The following is an 18603-nucleotide window of genomic DNA, read 5'->3' as shown; positions in this document are numbered from 1 at the left end:
TTATTTTTGCTGAACGGTGATATAGGACCATATTTCTTTTAATGCGCCTGTTGTGATGAAAGCTTGGATGATGACGAGTACAGCCGGTCCCGCAATCAGTCCTAAAAACCCGAATAATTTAAAGCCGGCAAACAGGGCGATGAGCGTTGCCAGCGGATCGATCCCGATAGATTTACTTAGTATCTTGGGCTCTGTCAGCTGCCGCTGAATAAGAACGACGAGGTACAGGATACCAATTCCGATCGCTTGGGGCAGCTGGCCCGTAATCGATAAATACAAAATCCAGGGCACAAATACGGAGCCGGCACCTAAGTAAGGGAGAAGATCTACAAGCCCGATTAAAAAAGCAATTGTTGCGGCGTGTTCAACCTTTAAGAGAGAAAGGCCGATAAATACAATCACCATCGTGATGAAAACGAGGACGGCTTGTGCTTTGATAAAACCAGTCATTGCTTTTTTTAATTCGCTGCTGATCGCTTTGCTGTTAGCTGTCACACGATCCGGCAGAATTAAAACAAGCATGGCTTTCAGCTTATGCCAATCCTTTGTCATAAAAAAGGTTGCCAGAAGAGAAAAAATCAGAACCGCCGCCGTATTGGGAAGAAGAGCGAAAAATCTCGGGATCATCTCTAGAATGTGGGACAGCAGGAGCCCGGCATTTTTAGCGGCAGAATCACCGAGTGTCTGGATATGAGTGACGATGGAAGCCTGCTGGTTCGTTTCCAATTCTTGAAACAAAAGAGTTAACTCGTTATAGAGCGGCTGAATATGAGTTGTAAACAATTTTTCGCAATATGAAATAAACGTGCTGATATGCGGAGGCAGCGTTTTTGCTAGATAGGCTGTTCCCGTTACGATTTCGGCTACCAGAATGGTGAGCACACCGAAGGCTGCGAGCAGAAAAAAAGCAAGAACGCCCAGAACATTTATCGTTCGGGGGAATCCTGTCACTTTGTCCAAATAATCGACAACAGGATGAATCACTGATGAAAGAATAAGGGCGATCAGGAACGGATAAGTTAACGGAAACGAATAATAGGCCGCAGCTATCGACCCTGCGGTCATTGATATGACAAAGAGGGTTCTGAAAAAAATAGTGATATAAGATTGATTCACGAAAACGGTCCTCCTCTCGTCAGCATGTCCTATTTTTTATATGTATTCACGCTGTTGCTGAATATGAATACATTCATCTTAAAGGAGGGATGGCATGTGTTTACACAAGCGAATTTATTTTTAATTTTACTCTTGGCCATCGCACTTATCGCAAAAAACCAATCATTGCTCTTTGCTGTATCCGTCCTTTTGATCATCAAAATCGTTGGACTTGATCAGAAATTATTTCCGACCATCCAGTCAAAAGGCATTAACTGGGGTGTGACCATTATTACCATCGCCGTTCTTGTCCCGATTGCCACGGGAGAAATCGGATTTAAGCAGCTTGGAGAAGCAATGCGGTCTTCCTACGCATGGATCGCCCTTGGAGCGGGGATCGCAGTGGCGCTGATTGCAAAAAACGGCCTGACCCTGCTTGAAAATGATCCGCATATTACAACTGCTCTCGTGATCGGGACCATTCTTGCAGTCGCGCTTTTTGGTGGAGTTGCGGTGGGACCGCTGATCGGAGCGGGGATTGCTTATTTAGCCATGCAGATCGTAAAACTGTTCACTTCATAAAAAAAAGCGGCCTTAAAGCCGCTTTTTTTGTATGCAAAAACCCGCAAATAAAGGCGTTTTTTCGGGGAAATCACAGAATGAAAAAAAAAATTATAGGTAAACATTTAACAAATGTCTGATTATTGTTTATAATGAGAATAGGCTTAAACTTAAATAAGCTTATAAGAATTTGTTATGTTCTTTCATAAGCAAAGGGTTTTAGTACCAGCAGCCAGTAAAATGTAAGCATTTTCTTTTTGGGGGAGAGAAATACTTGCATCGTGCTTTTTAAGTAAGCCTCATGTTTTTACAACACTCTTAAAGGGGAAATTTATTGAAAAGGAGATGTTATATATGACAGCGACACGCGGTCTTGAAGGGGTTGTAGCAACAACATCATCTGTTAGTTCTATTATTGATGATACCCTTACATATGTGGGGTATGATATCGATGATTTGACAGAGAATGCAAGTTTTGAAGAAATCATCTACTTGCTTTGGCATCTAAGGCTGCCAAACAAAAAAGAGCTTGAAGAGTTAAAGCAGCAGCTTGCAAAGGAAGCTGCCGTTCCGCAAGAAATTATTGAGCACTTCAAATCTTATTCCCTCGAAAATGTTCATCCCATGGCTGCTCTTCGGACAGCAATTTCATTACTAGGCCTGCTAGACAGCGAGGCTGATACCATGAACCCGGAAGCCAACTACAGAAAGGCGATCCGCCTTCAGGCAAAGGTGCCTGGCCTGGTTGCAGCGTTTTCCAGAATTCGCAAGGGTCTTGAGCCTGTTGAACCGAGAGAAGATTACGGTATTGCGGAGAATTTTCTTTACACATTAAACGGTGAAGAGCCTTCACCAATTGAAGTTGAAGCCTTCAACAAAGCATTGATTTTACATGCTGACCATGAGCTGAACGCGTCAACGTTCACAGCGAGGGTCTGCGTCGCAACACTTTCTGACATCTATTCAGGCATTACTGCAGCAATCGGCGCGCTGAAAGGGCCTCTTCACGGCGGAGCGAATGAAGGCGTTATGAAAATGCTGACAGAAATCGGTGAAGTGGAAAATGCTGAGCCGTACATCCGCGCTAAACTTGAAAAGAAAGAAAAAATCATGGGATTCGGCCACCGTGTGTATAAGCATGGTGATCCGCGCGCGAAGCATCTGAAAGAAATGAGCAAGCGCCTGACCAACCTGACAGGCGAAAGCAAATGGTATGAGATGTCGATTCTTATAGAAGACATCGTCACATCAGAGAAAAAGCTTCCGCCTAACGTTGATTTCTATTCGGCTTCTGTATATCACAGCCTCGGTATTGACCATGATTTGTTTACACCGATTTTTGCTGTAAGCAGAATGTCCGGCTGGCTCGCTCATATTCTTGAGCAGTATGACAACAACCGTCTGATCCGCCCGCGTGCAGATTACACAGGCCCTGACAAACAAAAATTCGTTCCGATTGAAGAAAGAGCCTAAAGAACCATTGGAGGCTGGCTTGCGTCAATGAGGTTAGCCTCTTGTTCAGAACATCAAAATTGGGTTACACTTTAAATTGAATGTTGGGAAAAATCATTTTGTTTTCTATTTAAGAAAAATAAAATGTTTTCTAAATATGAATTACATACTGGGAGGTTTTTATTGTGGCACAAGGTGAAAAAATTACAGTCTCTAACGGAGTATTAAACGTACCAAACAACCCGATTATCCCATTTATCGAAGGAGACGGAACCGGTCCTGATATTTGGAACGCGGCTTCGAAGGTTTTGGAAGCAGCAGTAGAAAAAGCATACAAAGGCGAAAAGAAAATTACATGGAAAGAAGTTTACGCCGGAGAAAAGGCTTATAATAAAACAGGTGAGTGGCTCCCTGCTGAAACATTAGATGTGATCCGCGAATATTTCATCGCGATTAAAGGCCCGTTAACGACACCTGTCGGCGGCGGTATCCGTTCTTTGAACGTAGCGCTCAGACAAGAGCTTGACCTATTCGTCTGCTTAAGACCTGTAAGATACTTTACTGGAGTGCCGTCACCGGTAAAACGCCCTGAAGATACTGATATGGTCATCTTCCGTGAAAATACAGAAGATATTTACGCAGGCATCGAGTATGCAAAAGGCTCTGAAGAAGTGCAAAAGCTTATCAGCTTCCTTCAAAATGAGTTAAACGTCAACAAAATCCGTTTCCCTGAGACATCAGGTATCGGCATTAAGCCTGTTTCAGAAGAAGGAACAAGCCGCTTGGTCAGAGCTGCCATTGATTATGCGATCGAGCATGGCCGCAAATCTGTAACGCTTGTTCACAAAGGAAACATCATGAAGTTCACAGAAGGCGCCTTCAAAAACTGGGGCTATGAACTTGCTGAAAAAGAATACGGAGATAAAGTCTTCACATGGGCTCAATATGACCGAATTGCTGAAGAAGAAGGAAAAGACGCTGCCAACAAAGCGCAAAGCGAAGCGGAAGCAGCAGGAAAAATCATTATCAAAGACAGCATTGCTGACATTTTCCTTCAGCAGATCTTAACGCGTCCAAACGAGTTTGATGTCGTTGCGACAATGAACTTGAACGGAGATTACATTTCTGATGCTCTTGCTGCGCAAGTCGGCGGAATCGGCATTGCTCCTGGAGCGAACATCAACTACGAAACAGGACATGCGATTTTCGAGGCGACGCACGGAACAGCTCCTAAATATGCAGGCCTTGATAAAGTAAACCCATCTTCGGTTATTCTTTCAGGCGTTCTGCTTCTTGAGCATTTAGGATGGAACGAAGCGGCTGATTTGGTTATCAAATCTATGGAAAAAACAATCGCTTCTAAAGTCGTAACTTACGATTTTGCTAGATTAATGGACGGGGCGACTGAAGTGAAATGTTCAGAGTTCGGAGAAGAACTGATCAAAAACATGGACTAAGCAAGGAAAAAGCCTAAAACTAGCCATAAAGGAGAAGAGAGACATGGGAAATACTCGTAAAAAAGTTTCTGTTATCGGAGCAGGTTTTACCGGAGCTACAACTGCATTTTTAATCGCTCAAAAAGAGCTGGCAGACGTTGTTCTTGTTGACATTCCGCAATTGGAGAACCCGACAAAGGGAAAAGCGCTTGATATGCTTGAAGCAAGCCCGGTTCAAGGCTTTGACGCAAAAATTACGGGAACATCCAATTACGAGGATACAGCTGGCTCTGACATTGTTGTCATTACAGCCGGTATCGCAAGAAAACCTGGTATGAGCAGAGATGATCTGGTCTCTACAAACGAAAAGATTATGAGAAGCGTTACGCGGGAAATCGTGAAATATTCTCCTGACTCTATTATTGTGGTGCTGACAAATCCTGTTGATGCAATGACATACGCGGTGTACAAAGAATCAGGCTTCCCTAAAGAGCGTGTAATCGGCCAGTCCGGTGTGCTTGATACGGCAAGATTCAGAACATTTGTGGCAGAGGAATTAAACCTGTCAGTGAAAGATGTGACTGGTTTCGTACTCGGCGGACACGGTGACGATATGGTGCCGCTTGTGCGTTATTCTTATGCTGGCGGTATCCCGCTTGAAACTCTTATTCCGAAAGAACGGATTGACGCAATTGTGGAGCGCACTAGAAAAGGCGGAGGCGAAATCGTGAATCTTCTTGGAAACGGAAGCGCGTATTATGCGCCTGCGGCTTCTCTGACAGAAATGGTCGAAGCGATCTTGAAAGATCAGCGCCGCGTCCTTCCTACAATTGCTTATCTTGAAGGGGAATACGGCTATGAAGGCATCTACCTTGGTGTTCCTACAATTGTAGGCGGCAACGGTCTTGAGCAAATCATTGAACTTGAACTGACAGACTATGAAAGAGCGCAGCTGAATAAATCAGTTGAATCTGTCAAAAATGTCATGAAAGTATTATCCTAATAAAAAGAGAGAAAGGCTTGCTTAATACAGCCTTTCTCTTTTTACTATAAATGAAAGCGTTATCATGCACATCTATATTTCTTTTAAAAATGATGTAAAAGGCGAATTGTCGGAATGTCCTGCTTTCGCTAAAATAAAATCATGAAACATGTTAAGATGACATAAAATAGAGAAATAGGATGTCGGGGAATTATAATACTGGAGGCACAGCATGAACAAGAAAATTTTAGTTGTGGATGATGAAGAATCTATTGTTACTCTTTTACAGTACAATTTGGAACGGTCAGGCTATGATGTCATTACCGCCTCGGATGGGGAAGAAGCACTCAAAAAAGCGGAAACAGAGAAGCCTGATTTGATTGTGCTTGATGTGATGCTTCCAAAATTGGACGGAATCGAAGTATGCAAGCAGCTGAGACAGCAAAAACTGATGTTTCCCATTTTAATGCTGACAGCGAAGGATGAGGAATTCGACAAAGTATTAGGGCTTGAGCTCGGTGCTGATGATTATATGACCAAGCCGTTCAGTCCAAGGGAAGTAAATGCGAGAGTAAAAGCGATTTTAAGGCGTTCGGAAATGGCTGCGCCCTCTAGTGAGATGAAGAATGATGAAATGGAAGGCCAGATCGTAATTGGCGATCTGAAAATCCTGCCTGATCATTATGAAGCGTACTTTAAAGAAAGTCAGCTTGAACTGACACCGAAAGAATTCGAACTGCTGCTCTATTTAGGCAGACATAAAGGCAGAGTTCTGACGAGAGACCTGTTGCTGAGCGCAGTCTGGAATTATGATTTTGCCGGAGATACGAGAATTGTTGATGTGCACATCAGCCATCTTCGCGACAAAATTGAAAACAATACCAAAAAACCGATCTACATTAAAACGATTAGGGGATTGGGGTATAAACTGGAGGAGCCAAAAATGAATGAATAAATACCGTGTGCGCCTTTTTTCTGTATTCGTTGTCTGTATGATTCTGGTGTTTTGTGTCCTCGGGCTGTTTTTACAGCAGCTTTTTGAAACATCTGATCAAAGGAAAGCAGAGGAACACATTGAAAAAGAAGCAAAATACTTGGCTTCGCTTCTTGATGCCGGCAATCTGAATGATCAAGCAAATGAGAAAATCATTAAAGATGCAGGCGGCGCGCTTGATGTGAGCGCATCCGTTATCGATACAGACGGCAAGGTGCTGTATGGGTCAAACGGGAGAGCGGCTGATTCCCAAAGAGTGCAGGCGCTTGTTTCTGGCCATGAGGGGATTCTGTCAACAACAGATAACAAGCTTTATTACGGACTTTCACTTAGAAGCGAAGGTGAAAAAACAGGATATGTGCTGCTTTCCGCCTCTGAAAAAAGCGACGGCTTAAAAGGCGAATTGTGGGGGATGCTGACGGCCAGTCTTTGTACCGCATTTATCGTCATTGTTTATTTTTATTCCAGCATGACCTCACGTTATAAAAGGTCAATTGAGTCAGCCACAAATGTAGCCACAGAACTCTCTAAGGGCAACTACGATGCACGGACATACGGCGGCTATATTAGGCGTTCTGATAAGCTAGGACATGCGATGAACAGCCTTGCCATTGATCTGATGGAAATGACGCGAACGCAGGAAATGCAGCGGGATCGGCTGCTGACAGTCATTGAAAACATTGGCTCCGGGCTGATTATGATCGACGGAAGAGGCTTTATTAATCTCGTAAACAGGTCTTACGCCAAGCAGTTTCATATCAATCCGAATCATATGCTGCGCCGTCTTTATCACGATGCATTTGAACATGAAGAAGTGATCCAGCTTGTCGAAGACATTTTTATGACGGAGACAAAGAAATGCAAGCTGTTAAGACTTCCGATCAAAATAGAACGGCGTTATTTTGAAGTGGATGGCGTTCCGATTATGGGGCCGGACGATGAATGGAAAGGAATTGTGCTCGTTTTTCATGACATGACGGAAACAAAGAAATTAGAGCAGATGAGGAAGGATTTTGTGGCCAATGTTTCTCATGAGCTGAAAACGCCGATTACGTCCATAAAAGGGTTTACGGAGACGTTATTGGACGGGGCGATGGAGGATAAAGAGGCGCTTTCTGAATTTCTCTCTATTATTCTTAAGGAAAGCGAAAGGCTTCAGTCTTTGGTTCAGGATTTGCTCGATCTCTCAAAAATCGAGCAGCAAAATTTCACGCTCAGTATCGAAACGTTTGATCCGGCCAAAATGCTTGGTGAGATTGAAACGCTTCTGAAGCATAAGGCGGATGAGAAAGGCATCTCCTTGCAACTGAATGTCCCGAAAGACCCTCAATATGTATCTGGTGACCCGTACAGGCTGAAACAGGTATTTCTTAATCTCGTAAACAATGCGTTAACCTACACGCCTGAGGGGGGCTCCGTCGCTATCAATGTAAAGCCCAGAGAAAGAGACATTCAGATTGAGGTTGCCGATTCTGGAATCGGAATTCAGAAAGAAGAAATTCCTCGCATCTTTGAACGCTTTTACCGCGTAGATAAAGACAGAAGCAGGAATTCGGGCGGAACAGGGCTGGGCCTTGCGATTGTCAAGCATTTAATAGAGGCTCATGAAGGGAAAATTGATGTCACAAGCGAGCCTGGACGGGGAACTGTCTTTACCGTGACGCTGAAACGGGCCGCTGAAAAGTCCGCCTAATGTTTACAAAGGTTTAACAATATCTTCATGCACTGTTAAACCTATGCTGGTAGGATGTAGTAGAACCCCTTCATCCAAGGAGCCAATTTTGACGGCGGGAACCTATTTGTGTTCCCGTCCTTTTTTGTGTCTTCTCTTATAGTTCACGTATTTTCCTTTCAAATTGAACTTTGTTAAAATAAGAGGAGCTAATGACTTTGTAAGAGATGAATGGAAGCCTGAGGCTTCTTAGGAGGAAATTGAATGACGGAACGAAAAAAATTAGTGCTTGTAGACGGAAACAGTCTGGCTTACCGGGCGTTTTTTGCATTGCCGCTGTTAAGCAATGATAAAGGTGTTCATACGAATGCTGTATACGGCTTTGCGATGATTTTGATGAAAATGCTTGAGGATGAAAAACCGACGCACATGCTGGTTGCGTTTGATGCCGGGAAAACAACATTTCGTCACGGCACATTTAAAGAATATAAAGGCGGCAGACAGAAAACTCCGCCTGAGCTTTCCGAACAAATGCCGTTTATCCGCGAGCTGCTGGATGCCTACCAGATCAGCCGCTATGAACTGGAACAATATGAAGCGGATGATATTATCGGCACACTGGCCAAATCGGCTGAAAAAGACGGATTTGAAGTTAAGGTTTTCTCAGGGGATAAGGATTTAACCCAGCTGGCAACGGACAAAACGACAGTTGCCATTACGAGAAAGGGAATTACCGACGTTGAATTTTACACACCGGAGCATGTCAAAGAGAAATACGGGCTTACGCCTGAACAAATCATTGACATGAAGGGTCTGATGGGCGATTCCTCAGATAATATCCCGGGTGTGCCCGGCGTCGGAGAAAAGACTGCGATTAAGCTTTTAAAACAATTTGATTCGGTTGAAAAGCTGCTGGAGTCCATTGACGAGGTGAGCGGAAAGAAATTGAAGGAAAAGCTTGAGGAGTTCAAGGATCAAGCATTGATGAGCAAGGAGCTTGCGACAATTATGACGGATGCTCCGATTGAGGTATCTGTTTCCGCCCTGGAATATCAAGGCTTTAATCGTGAACAGGTCATTGCCATCTTTAAAGATCTTGGCTTCAACACGCTTCTTGAACGGCTTGGAGAAGACAGTGCAGAAGCAGAACAGGATCAATCGTTGGAAGACATTAATGTCAAAACAGTCACAGACGTGACAAGCGATATATTGGTTTCTCCATCCGCATTTGTCGTTGAACAGATTGGCGATAATTATCATGAAGAGCCGATTCTCGGATTTTCGATTGTAAATGAAACGGGAGCTTATTTCATTCCGAAAGACACTGCCGTTGAGTCTGAGGTGTTTAAAGAATGGGTGGAAAATGACGACCAGAAGAAATGGGTCTTCGACAGCAAGCGGGCTGTTGTCGCTTTGCGCTGGCAGGGCATTGAGCTGAAAGGAGCCGAGTTTGATACGCTCCTTGCGGCTTATATCATCAACCCGGGCAATTCATATGACGACGTTGCGAGTGTGGCTAAGGATTACGGCCTGCATATCGTTTCAAGTGATGAATCAGTTTATGGAAAAGGAGCAAAACGGGCAGTGCCGTCAGAAGACGTACTGTCTGAGCACCTTGGCCGAAAAGCGTTAGCGATTCAAAGCCTTCGGGAAAAGCTCGTTCAGGAGCTGGAAAACAACGACCAGCTTGAACTGTTTGAAGAGCTGGAAATGCCTCTTGCGCTTATTCTCGGCGAAATGGAATCAACTGGCGTCAAGGTCGATGTTGACCGTTTAAAACGGATGGGTGAAGAACTGGGTGCGAAGCTGAAGGAATATGAAGAAAAAATCCATGAGATTGCGGGAGAGCCGTTTAACATCAATTCTCCGAAACAGCTAGGCGTCATCTTATTTGAAAAGATCGGTCTTCCTGTCGTAAAGAAAACGAAAACAGGCTATTCTACGTCTGCCGATGTGCTTGAAAAGCTGGCTGACAAGCATGATATTGTCGACTATATTTTACAGTACAGACAAATTGGCAAGCTTCAATCAACATATATCGAAGGGCTTTTAAAGGTGACGAGACCGGATTCGCATAAAGTGCACACGCGATTTAACCAGGCCTTAACGCAAACTGGCCGTCTCAGCTCGACTGATCCGAACCTGCAAAACATTCCGATAAGGCTTGAGGAAGGGCGGAAAATTCGCCAAGCTTTTGTGCCGTCTGAAAAAGACTGGCTCATTTTTGCAGCCGATTATTCACAAATCGAGCTGCGGGTGCTTGCCCATATTTCAAAGGATGAAAATCTGATCGAAGCTTTTACAAATGATATGGATATTCACACGAAAACGGCAATGGATGTGTTCCATGTCGCTAAGGATGAAGTGACATCTGCGATGAGACGCCAGGCGAAAGCGGTCAACTTTGGCATTGTTTACGGGATCAGCGATTACGGTCTGTCACAGAACCTCGGCATTACTCGGAAGGAAGCGGGAGCATTTATCGACCGCTATCTGGAAAGCTTCCAAGGCGTAAAAGCGTACATGGAAGATTCAGTACAGGAAGCGAAGCAAAAAGGATACGTAACAACGCTTATGCATCGCCGCCGCTACATCCCTGAGCTGACGAGCCGGAACTTTAATATCCGAAGTTTTGCGGAGCGGACGGCCATGAATACGCCGATTCAAGGAAGCGCCGCTGATATTATCAAAAAAGCCATGATTGACATGGCTGCCAAGCTGAAAGAAAAACAGTTGAAAGCAAGGCTTCTGCTTCAAGTACACGATGAATTGATTTTTGAGGCGCCAAAGGAAGAAATTGAAATTCTTGAAAAGCTTGTTCCTGAAGTGATGGAGCATGCGCTTGCATTAGATGTGCCGTTAAAGGTGGACTTTGCATCAGGCCCATCTTGGTACGATGCGAAATAAACAGAGATAGGAAGTGATGGATGTGCCGGAATTACCAGAGGTTGAGACGGTCCGGCGCACTCTGACCGGGCTTGTAAAGGGAAAAACAATCAAATCGGTAGAGATCAGATGGCCGAATATCATCAAACGGCCTGCCGAACCGGAGGAATTTGCGCGAAAACTAGCAGGAGAAACGATACAGTCCATCGGAAGACGGGGAAAGTTTTTACTGTTTCATTTAGATCATTATGTTATGGTTTCTCACCTTCGAATGGAAGGGAAATACGGTCTTCATCAAGCCGAGGAGCCTGACGATAAACACGTGCATGTCATATTCACGATGACGGATGGAACCCAGCTTCGGTACAGGGATGTGCGGAAATTTGGAACCATGCACTTATTTAAACCGGGAGAAGAAGCGGGCGAGCTCCCGCTTTCTCAGTTAGGTCCGGAGCCGGATGCAGAAGAATTTACGAGTGCGTATTTAAAAGAACGGCTTGCGAAAACAAACCGCGCTGTCAAAACTGCCCTACTGGATCAAAAAACGGTAGTTGGACTAGGGAACATTTATGTGGATGAGGCTCTTTTCAGAGCGGGTGTCCATCCCGAGACAAAAGCAAATCAATTATCAGATAAAACAATCAAAACCCTTCACGCTGAAATCAAAAACACCCTGCAGGAGGCGATTGATGCGGGCGGAAGCACAGTCCGTTCATATATCAACTCCCAAGGGGAAATCGGAATGTTCCAGCTGCAGCATTTTGTGTACGGAAAAAAAGACGAGCCATGCAAAAATTGCGGCACGATGATTTCGAAAATTGTCGTTGGAGGAAGAGGCACGCATTTTTGCGCAAAGTGCCAGAAAAAAAAGTAGCATAATGCTTCATCGTCCAAGCTGTCGGTGCATATATCAGTAACTCTGTAATGGAGGATGCCATTTTCGAAACACGGATTTTTCACTTTCCCATATATATGATTGTGATGAATCCCGGGCATTTCACATCTGATACAAGAGCACCAACAGAAAGGAAGAAACGGATATGCAAATGGTTTCTATACTGCTGCTGGCGTTGGCTGTCAGCTTGGACAGTTTTTCAGTCGGATTTACGTACGGATTGAGAAAAATGAAAATACCGTTTAAAGCGATTTTGGTTATCGCCTGCTGTTCCGGTGCTGTCATGTTTATATCCATGCTGATCGGAAGTTTTCTCACGAAGTTTTTTCCTGTATATGTGACGGAGAAGCTTGGCGGTTTGATATTGGTTGGAATCGGTGCGTGGGTTCTGTATCAATTTTTCAAACCGGCAAAAGATAAAGAATACCTCTTGCATGAAAAAACACTGCTTAATTTAGAGGTTCGGTCATTAGGGATTGTGATTCATATTTTGAGAAAACCCATGAGTGCGGATATCGACAAATCGGGTGTGATCAATGGAATTGAGGCGGTCTTATTGGGATTTGCCTTATCGATTGATGCCTTTGGAGCAGGTATAGGCGCAGCCATTCTCGGTTTTTCACCGATTGTGATGAGCATTGCCGTGGCAATCATGAGCTCGCTGTTTGTATCAATTGGAATCAATGCCGGCCATTTTCTGTCTAAGTGGAAATGGATCGATAAAATGGCGTTTTTGCCGGGGCTTCTATTAATCACGATTGGGCTCTGGAAATTGTAAAAAGGAGTGGATCTCTTGACCTTAGTCATTGGTTTAACGGGAGGAATAGCTAGCGGCAAAAGCACGGTAGCCAATATGCTGATTGAAAAAGGAATAACAGTTATAGATGCAGATATCATTGCAAAACAAGCGGTAGAAAAAGGGATGCCGGCCTACCGGCAAATCATTGACGAATTCGGTGAAGACATTCTGCTCCCAAATGGCGATATAGATCGAAAAAAGCTTGGGGCACTGGTATTTACAAATGAACAAAAGCGTCTCGCTTTAAACGCAATTGTTCATCCCGCAGTCAGGCAGGAAATGCTCAAGCGCCGTGATAAAGCCGTTGCAAATCGGGAGGCATTTGTTGTATTGGATATACCGCTATTGTTCGAAAGCAAATTGGAATCATTAGTAGATAAAATTATTGTGGTCAGTGTGACAAAAGAGCTTCAACTGGAACGTCTGATGAAGCGCAATCAGCTGACGGAAGAAGAAGCAGTCAGCCGTATCCGCTCTCAAATGCCCTTAGAGGAAAAAACAGCAAGAGCAGATCAAGTCATTGATAACAGCGGCACGCTTGAAGAGACCAAAAGGCAGCTTGATGAAATCATGAACAACTGGGCTTAATCAAAAAACACCGTTCAATATGAACGGTGTTTTTTGCCATTAAAAATCAAAGTTGTCCGGATCAGGGCCGACGCGCAAGTTTTCATTCAGTGCATCGATTCGGTTCATGTCATCCTGCGTTAATTCAAAGTCAAATACGCTTGCGTTTTCTTTAATGCGGTGTTCCTTCGTTGATTTAGGAATCGTAATAATGCCATGCTGCAGATCCCAGCGCAAAATAATTTGTGCGACAGATTTGTTATATGTTTGAGCGATGTCAGCCAATACAGGATGATCCAGAAGCTGCCCCTGCATTAAAGGTGACCAAGCCTCCATCTGGATGCCCTGATTTTGGCAGTATCTTATCAACTCTTTTTGTGTAAGGCGCGGGTGAAATTCCACTTGGTTAATCATAGGCTTAATTTCAGCTGCCGTCATCAGATCTTCAAGATGGTGAATTTGGAAGTTGCTTACGCCGATCGCTTTGATACGGCCTTCTTTATACAGCGTTTCAAGCGCTCTCCAAGCTTCTTTATACTTTCCTTCTACAGGCCAGTGGATGAGGTATAGATCCAAATAATCCAGACCGAGTTTGGACAGACTTGTTTCAAACGCGGCGAGTGTTTCCTCGTAGCCTAAATCCGCATTCCATACTTTCGATGTAATAAACAGATCCTCTCTTGAAATGCCTGCTTCTTCAATGCCTTCCCGAATCCCTTCTCCGACTCCAGCTTCATTTCCATAGATAGCTGCAGTATCAATACTGCGGTACCCGTGAACAATGGCAGTTTTAACTGCGTTTACCAGTTCAGATCCTTCTTCCACTTGGAACACGCCGAGGCCGAACCAAGGCATTTCCATCCCATTATGAAGTGTTGCTTTTGCTTGTAAATGTGTTGTCATGTTCATTTCCTCCTTTAAAATTGTCAGGCTTCCAGCCGATCTCGTTTTTCCATCAAGCGGCTCCAGCCTGTTAAAATGACTGCACCGACCACCATTAATCCGCCTATCCAAGCGGTATGAATCAATCCGATTGAATCGGTGATCACACCGCCAAGGTATGACCCAAGCGCGATCCCTGCATTAAAGGCAGCGATATTCATCGCGGATGCGACGTCAACTGCACTCGGGACAAAACGCTCAGCCAGCATGACGACATACACCTGAAGGCCGGGCACGTTCATAAAGGCCAGCAATCCCATACAGAGAATGGTAATGAGCCCAGCTGCTTGATACGGGGCTGTAAATGTCAGTACGAATAGAACAATTGCCTGTACGATAAACATATAGAATAAAGCGGCAATCGGATTTCGGTTTGACAGCTTTCCGCCAATCATATTGCCGATAGCAATAGCTATTCCGTATCCGAGCAGAATCACTGCAACAGTCCCGGCTTTGAAGCCTGTTACTTCCTGAAGCAGGGGAGACAGATACGTGAACACAACGAATGTTCCTCCGTATCCAAGCGCTGTAATGACAAATAAAAGCAATAACCGGCTGTTTGTCACAAGCTTCAATTGATCCCGCATCGTTGTTTTCGTCCCTTTTCGTAATTTGGACGGTACAAGAATGCCATTTGTAATGAAAGCAATGATTCCGACGGCGATAATGACCATAAAGGCGAAACGCCAGCCAAACTGCTGGCCGATAAAGGTCCCAAAAGGAACTCCGGTTACAGTTGCCACAGTGAGGCCAGTAAACATAATTGAAATCGCGCTAGCCCTTTTATCTTCCGGGACAATATCCGCTGCGATTGTCGAACCGATCGACATAAACACACCGTGCGAAAATGCCGATATCACACGTGCAGCTAGTAAAATCCCGATGCTTGAAGCGGTTGCTGCCATCGTATTACCGGCAATAAAAATAAACATGATCCAAAGCAATAGTGTCTTACGTGACATGCTTGAGGTCAATGAAGTTAATATAGGTGCCCCAAATGTAACGCCGAGCGCATAAAGGGAAACGGTCAATCCTGCTGTCGTGACTGGAATATCCAGGTCATCAGCAATGAGCGGCAAAAGGCCGACACTGATAAATTCAGTTGTCCCTATTGCGAATGCACTTACGGCCAAAGCTAGTAGTGCAGGAATACTGCTTTTATTGGCTGAGGTCATGATGTTCCTCCTTTGTAAGATGTGTTGTATGATTGAAATTCTGCCGAGTAAGCTATATAAATAAAAAAGAGCAGATTCAAATCAGCCGGCAAATGTGATTATGAAACATATCGTTAAGAAATAAAAGTACGTACTTTTAAGTGCTATAGTCACTTTTTAGTGCCTATGAGGAGAATGGATTGTATGGAGAAGAAAAAATATAACATTTCTGTTGAAGCGACTCTTGAAGTGATTGGAGGGAAATGGAAATGCGTCATTTTATGCCATCTGACGCACGGAAAAAAACGCACAAGCGAATTAAAACGCCTAATGCCCAATATCACGCAAAAAATGCTGACTCAGCAGCTGCGCGAGCTGGAAGCGGACGGTGTCATTAACCGAATCGTATATAATCAAGTTCCTCCCAAAGTGGAATACGAGCTCAGCGAATACGGCCGCAGCTTAGAAGGAATTTTAGATATGCTGTGTGCTTGGGGAGCGAATCATATTAACAGAGTGTACGGGGATACATTTTCTGTGCTAGAAGAAAGTGTGCTCAATGATAAGTTAAAACAGGAATCATAAAGCATGAGGGCAGTCAGTGCGGAGCGCTGGCTGCTTTTTGGTTCTTACGCCTGATATTCTGTGCAAGAAAACATAAGATGCATCATAAATTAGCGTTATAATCGTTGATTTTTATCAATATGTACTGGCGAATTTGTTTTAATGTGTTATACTAATTTTAGATAGTAACAAATTAGGATGGCATAATTGATAAGGGGTGTCCAACATGAAGGTAAAAGTAGCGATCAACGGGTTTGGAAGAATCGGAAGAATGGTTTTTAGAAAAGCGATGTTAGACGATCAAATTCAAGTAGTGGCCATTAACGCCAGCTATTCCGCAGAAACGCTGGCTCATTTAATAAAGTATGACACAATTCACGGCAGATACGACAAAGAGGTTGTGGCTGGTGAAGACAGCCTGATCGTAAATGGAAAGAAAGTGCTTTTGTTAAACAGCCGTGATCCAAAACAGCTGCCTTGGCGGGAATATGATATTGACATAGTCGTCGAAGCAACAGGGAAGTTTAATGCTAAAGATAAAGCGATGGGCCATATAGAAGCAGGCGCAAAAAAAGTGATTTTGACCGCTCCGGGAAAAAATGAAGACGTTACCATTGTGATGGGCGTAAATGAGGACCAATTTGACGCTGAGCGCCACGTCATTATTTCAAATGCGTCATGCACGACAAATTGCCTTGCGCCTGTTGTAAAAGTGCTGGATGAAGAGTTTGGCATTGAGAGCGGTCTGATGACTACAGTTCATGCGTATACGAATGACCAAAAAAATATTGATAACCCGCACAAAGATTTGCGCCGGGCGCGGGCTTGCGGTGAATCCATCATTCCGACGACAACAGGAGCGGCAAAGGCGCTTTCGCTTGTGCTGCCGCATCTGAAAGGAAAACTTCACGGCCTCGCCTTGCGTGTCCCTGTTCCGAACGTCTCATTGGTTGATCTCGTTGTTGATCTGAAAACGGATGTTACGGCTGAAGAAGTAAACGAGGCATTTAAACGCGCTGCCAAAACGTCGATGTACGGTGTACTTGATTACTCAGATGAACCGCTCGTTTCGACTGATTATAATACGAATCCGCATTCAGCGGTCATTGACGGGCTTACAACAATGGTAATGGAAGACAGGAAAGTAAAGGTGCTGGCGTGGTATGACAACGAATGGGGCTACTCCTGCAGAGTTGTTGATCTGATCCGCCATGTAGCGGCACGAATGAAACATCCGTCTGCTGTATAAAATAAGGTCATGGACACATTTTAAAGAAAAAACCCTTAACAACATATTTCTGAAAAAACGCACCTTGCAAATTAGACTTAAACACAGTATACTATTTTTCGTGAACTTCTTGCTTGAGACTGTTTCGGAATTACTTAAAGGGTTAGGACCTCTCCGGACTAACTTTCCCCCGTGGTAAATGGCCGACCCAGTTGTTGGAATTTCACTTTTTAATTCTTGTTAAGGGGGGTCCATGACTATGGAAACAATGGGGCGTCACGTTATCTCCGAGCTATGGGGATGCGATTTTGATAAGCTGAATGACATGGATTTTATTGAAAAAACGTTTGTAAATGCTGCTCTAAAATCAGGTGCTGAGGTGCGCGAGGTTGCATTTCACAAATTTGCACCGCAAGGCGTAAGCGGAGTTGTGATTATTTCTGAATCACACTTAACGATTCACAGTTTTCCTGAGCACGGATATGCGAGCATTGATGTTTATACTTGTGGAGACTTAGATCCTAATGTCGCTGCTGATTACATTGCAGAGGCATTACATGCTGATACAAGAGAAAACATTGAAATACCAAGAGGAATGGGGCCTGTGCAGATTAAACAGGCGCAAGCGAAAGTACTATAAAGTAAATTGCGAACACAAAGGGAGCTGAAGCTAGAAAGCCATTATGCGCTTTTTAGCTTATGCTCCTTTTATTTTTATAAAGAAACGAGAGTGTCAGCTTTTTCTTTTTTCATTTTTTTTGTAAAATAAGAAGGAGATTTTCACAAACCACCTAATGCTAAAGAAACAAATTTAACACCGGCTCTCCCGACAGATGCTGTCACATCTATTTTTAAAAGGCGGAGGCTGCCGAAAATACATTGCAGGGAACGATATAGTTGGGAGCTGATTTTATTGAAATGTCCTTCATGCCAGCATAACGGAACACGAGTCCTTGATTCACGGCCTGTGGATGACGGAAAGTCGATTCGCCGAAGACGCGAGTGCGAATCCTGCCACTACCGGTTTACGACCTTTGAGAAAGTGGAGGAAACCCCGCTCATCGTCGTGAAAAAAGAAGGTGTGCGTGAGGAATTCAGCAGAGAAAAAATGCTGCGCGGCCTCATAAAAGCATGTGAAAAAAGGCCTGTTTCACTCAAAACGCTTGAAGACATGTGCTTTGATATTGAAAAAGAGCTTCGCAATCAAGGCTGCTCCGAGGTGAAGAGTGAGCTCGTCGGAGAAATGGTCATGGACCGGCTGGCTAAGATTGACGAAGTCGCATATGTGCGGTTCGCGTCCGTCTATCGGCAGTTTAAAGATATAAACGTCTTTATCGATGAATTAAAAGACTTAATAAAGAAAGAGCGTTAAAAGA

At 44.1% G+C, this 18603-nt stretch carries 16 protein-coding genes and 1 pseudogene; 14 read left to right on the top strand and 3 right to left on the bottom strand.

Annotated elements, in window-relative coordinates:
* Window positions 1–1116, bottom strand: coding sequence for a sporulation integral membrane protein YtvI (gene ytvI, locus NYE49_RS14735; RefSeq protein WP_004399115.1), 1116 nt, complete (start codon window positions 1114–1116; stop codon window positions 1–3).
* A 96-nt stretch (window positions 1117–1212) separates the two neighbouring features.
* Between ytvI and NYE49_RS14730 the strand changes: the two genes are divergently transcribed.
* From NYE49_RS14730 to coaE, 10 genes and pseudogenes are all read left to right on the top strand, one after another.
* Complete coding sequence (locus tag NYE49_RS14730) at window positions 1213–1677, top strand: DUF441 domain-containing protein (RefSeq protein ID WP_004398695.1); 465 nt, start codon at window positions 1213–1215, stop codon at window positions 1675–1677.
* A gap of 333 nt (window positions 1678–2010) precedes the next feature.
* Window positions 2011–3129, top strand: coding sequence for a citrate synthase (gene citZ / locus NYE49_RS14725; RefSeq protein ID WP_015483552.1), 1119 nt, complete (start codon window positions 2011–2013; stop codon window positions 3127–3129).
* Between the two features lie 164 nt (window positions 3130–3293).
* Entirely contained in the window at window positions 3294–4565 is a 1272-nt protein-coding gene (gene icd, locus NYE49_RS14720; protein WP_014477637.1) for an NADP-dependent isocitrate dehydrogenase, read from the top strand.
* Between the two features lie 43 nt (window positions 4566–4608).
* The gene (mdh, locus tag NYE49_RS14715) at window positions 4609–5547 is read left to right on the top strand and encodes a malate dehydrogenase (protein WP_003237775.1); all 939 of its coding nucleotides are present in this window, start codon (window positions 4609–4611) and stop codon (window positions 5545–5547) included.
* 211 nt (window positions 5548–5758) lie between these two features.
* On the top strand, window positions 5759–6481 hold the full coding sequence (gene phoP / locus NYE49_RS14710; RefSeq protein WP_014477634.1) for a two-component system response regulator PhoP: 723 nt from the start codon (window positions 5759–5761) through the stop codon (window positions 6479–6481).
* Window positions 6474–8213, top strand: a complete 1740-nt coding sequence (gene phoR, locus NYE49_RS14705; RefSeq protein WP_047183011.1) for a sensory box histidine kinase PhoR — start codon at window positions 6474–6476, stop codon at window positions 8211–8213. Before phoP ends, phoR begins: the two co-directional genes overlap by 8 nt.
* A 243-nt stretch (window positions 8214–8456) precedes the next feature.
* Window positions 8457–11099 carry a DNA polymerase I gene (gene polA / locus NYE49_RS14700; RefSeq protein WP_014480537.1) on the top strand — a complete coding sequence of 881 codons (2643 nt, stop codon included), beginning with the start codon at window positions 8457–8459 and terminating at the stop codon, window positions 11097–11099.
* 22 nt (window positions 11100–11121) lie between these two features.
* A complete protein-coding gene (gene mutM / locus NYE49_RS14695; RefSeq protein WP_015714500.1) occupies window positions 11122–11952 on the top strand; it encodes a DNA-formamidopyrimidine glycosylase in 831 nt (276 codons plus the stop codon).
* A 148-nt stretch (window positions 11953–12100) separates the two neighbouring features.
* Window positions 12101–12751: pseudogene (ytaF, locus tag NYE49_RS14690) on the top strand (sporulation membrane protein YtaF); the annotation flags it as partial.
* Between the two features lie 15 nt (window positions 12752–12766).
* On the top strand, window positions 12767–13360 hold the full coding sequence (gene coaE, locus NYE49_RS14685) for a dephospho-CoA kinase (RefSeq protein ID WP_047183010.1): 594 nt from the start codon (window positions 12767–12769) through the stop codon (window positions 13358–13360).
* 39 nt (window positions 13361–13399) lie between these two features.
* Here the strand turns inward: coaE and ytbE are convergent, their stop codons facing one another.
* Together ytbE and NYE49_RS14675 are read right to left on the bottom strand one after the other, a co-directional pair.
* A complete protein-coding gene (ytbE, locus tag NYE49_RS14680) occupies window positions 13400–14242 on the bottom strand; it encodes an aldo/keto reductase YtbE (protein WP_047183009.1) in 843 nt (280 codons plus the stop codon).
* A 23-nt stretch (window positions 14243–14265) separates the two neighbouring features.
* On the bottom strand, window positions 14266–15456 hold the full coding sequence (locus NYE49_RS14675; protein WP_047183008.1) for an MFS transporter: 1191 nt from the start codon (window positions 15454–15456) through the stop codon (window positions 14266–14268).
* Window positions 15457–15639: 183 nt separating this feature from the next.
* Here NYE49_RS14675 and NYE49_RS14670 point away from each other — a divergent pair, with 183 nt between their 5' ends.
* The 4 genes from NYE49_RS14670 to nrdR all read left to right on the top strand — a co-directional run bounded on the left by NYE49_RS14670 (window position 15640) and on the right by nrdR (window position 18599).
* Window positions 15640–16020 (top strand): winged helix-turn-helix transcriptional regulator, encoded by a 381-nt coding sequence (locus tag NYE49_RS14670; protein ID WP_003229458.1) that lies wholly within the window; start codon window positions 15640–15642, stop codon window positions 16018–16020.
* Between the two features lie 205 nt (window positions 16021–16225).
* Window positions 16226–17248, top strand: a complete 1023-nt coding sequence (locus NYE49_RS14665; protein WP_003229459.1) for a glyceraldehyde-3-phosphate dehydrogenase — start codon at window positions 16226–16228, stop codon at window positions 17246–17248.
* Between the two features lie 238 nt (window positions 17249–17486).
* The gene (speD, locus tag NYE49_RS14660) at window positions 17487–17867 is read left to right on the top strand and encodes an adenosylmethionine decarboxylase (RefSeq protein ID WP_003223584.1); all 381 of its coding nucleotides are present in this window, start codon (window positions 17487–17489) and stop codon (window positions 17865–17867) included.
* Between the two features lie 273 nt (window positions 17868–18140).
* Window positions 18141–18599: a transcriptional regulator NrdR gene (gene nrdR, locus NYE49_RS14655; RefSeq protein ID WP_003223586.1), complete on the top strand. Its 459-nt coding sequence runs from the start codon at window positions 18141–18143 to the stop codon at window positions 18597–18599.
* Window positions 18600–18603: the final 4 nt, after the last annotated feature.

The organism is Bacillus sp. FSL L8-0358 (assembly GCF_038593095.1).
Lineage (GTDB): Bacteria > Bacillota > Bacilli > Bacillales > Bacillaceae > Bacillus > Bacillus subtilis.
Note: the sequence above shows the minus strand (reverse complement) of the source record. Positions and strands in the feature narration are given on the sequence as shown.

Coding starts and splice junctions, on each gene's coding strand:
- citZ (WP_015483552.1), top strand. CDS start 2,011: ATGACAGCGACACGCGGTCTTGAAGGGGTTGTAGCAACAACATCATCT.
- mdh (WP_003237775.1), top strand. CDS start 4,609: ATGGGAAATACTCGTAAAAAAGTTTCTGTTATCGGAGCAGGTTTTACC.
- phoP (WP_014477634.1), top strand. CDS start 5,759: ATGAACAAGAAAATTTTAGTTGTGGATGATGAAGAATCTATTGTTACT.
- phoR (WP_047183011.1), top strand. CDS start 6,474: ATGAATAAATACCGTGTGCGCCTTTTTTCTGTATTCGTTGTCTGTATG.
- polA (WP_014480537.1), top strand. CDS start 8,457: ATGACGGAACGAAAAAAATTAGTGCTTGTAGACGGAAACAGTCTGGCT.
- ytbE (WP_047183009.1), bottom strand. CDS start 14,242: ATGACAACACATTTACAAGCAAAAGCAACACTTCATAATGGGATGGAA.
- NYE49_RS14675 (WP_047183008.1), bottom strand. CDS start 15,456: ATGACCTCAGCCAATAAAAGCAGTATTCCTGCACTACTAGCTTTGGCC.
- NYE49_RS14670 (WP_003229458.1), top strand. CDS start 15,640: ATGGAGAAGAAAAAATATAACATTTCTGTTGAAGCGACTCTTGAAGTG.
- NYE49_RS14665 (WP_003229459.1), top strand. CDS start 16,226: ATGAAGGTAAAAGTAGCGATCAACGGGTTTGGAAGAATCGGAAGAATG.
- speD (WP_003223584.1), top strand. CDS start 17,487: ATGGAAACAATGGGGCGTCACGTTATCTCCGAGCTATGGGGATGCGAT.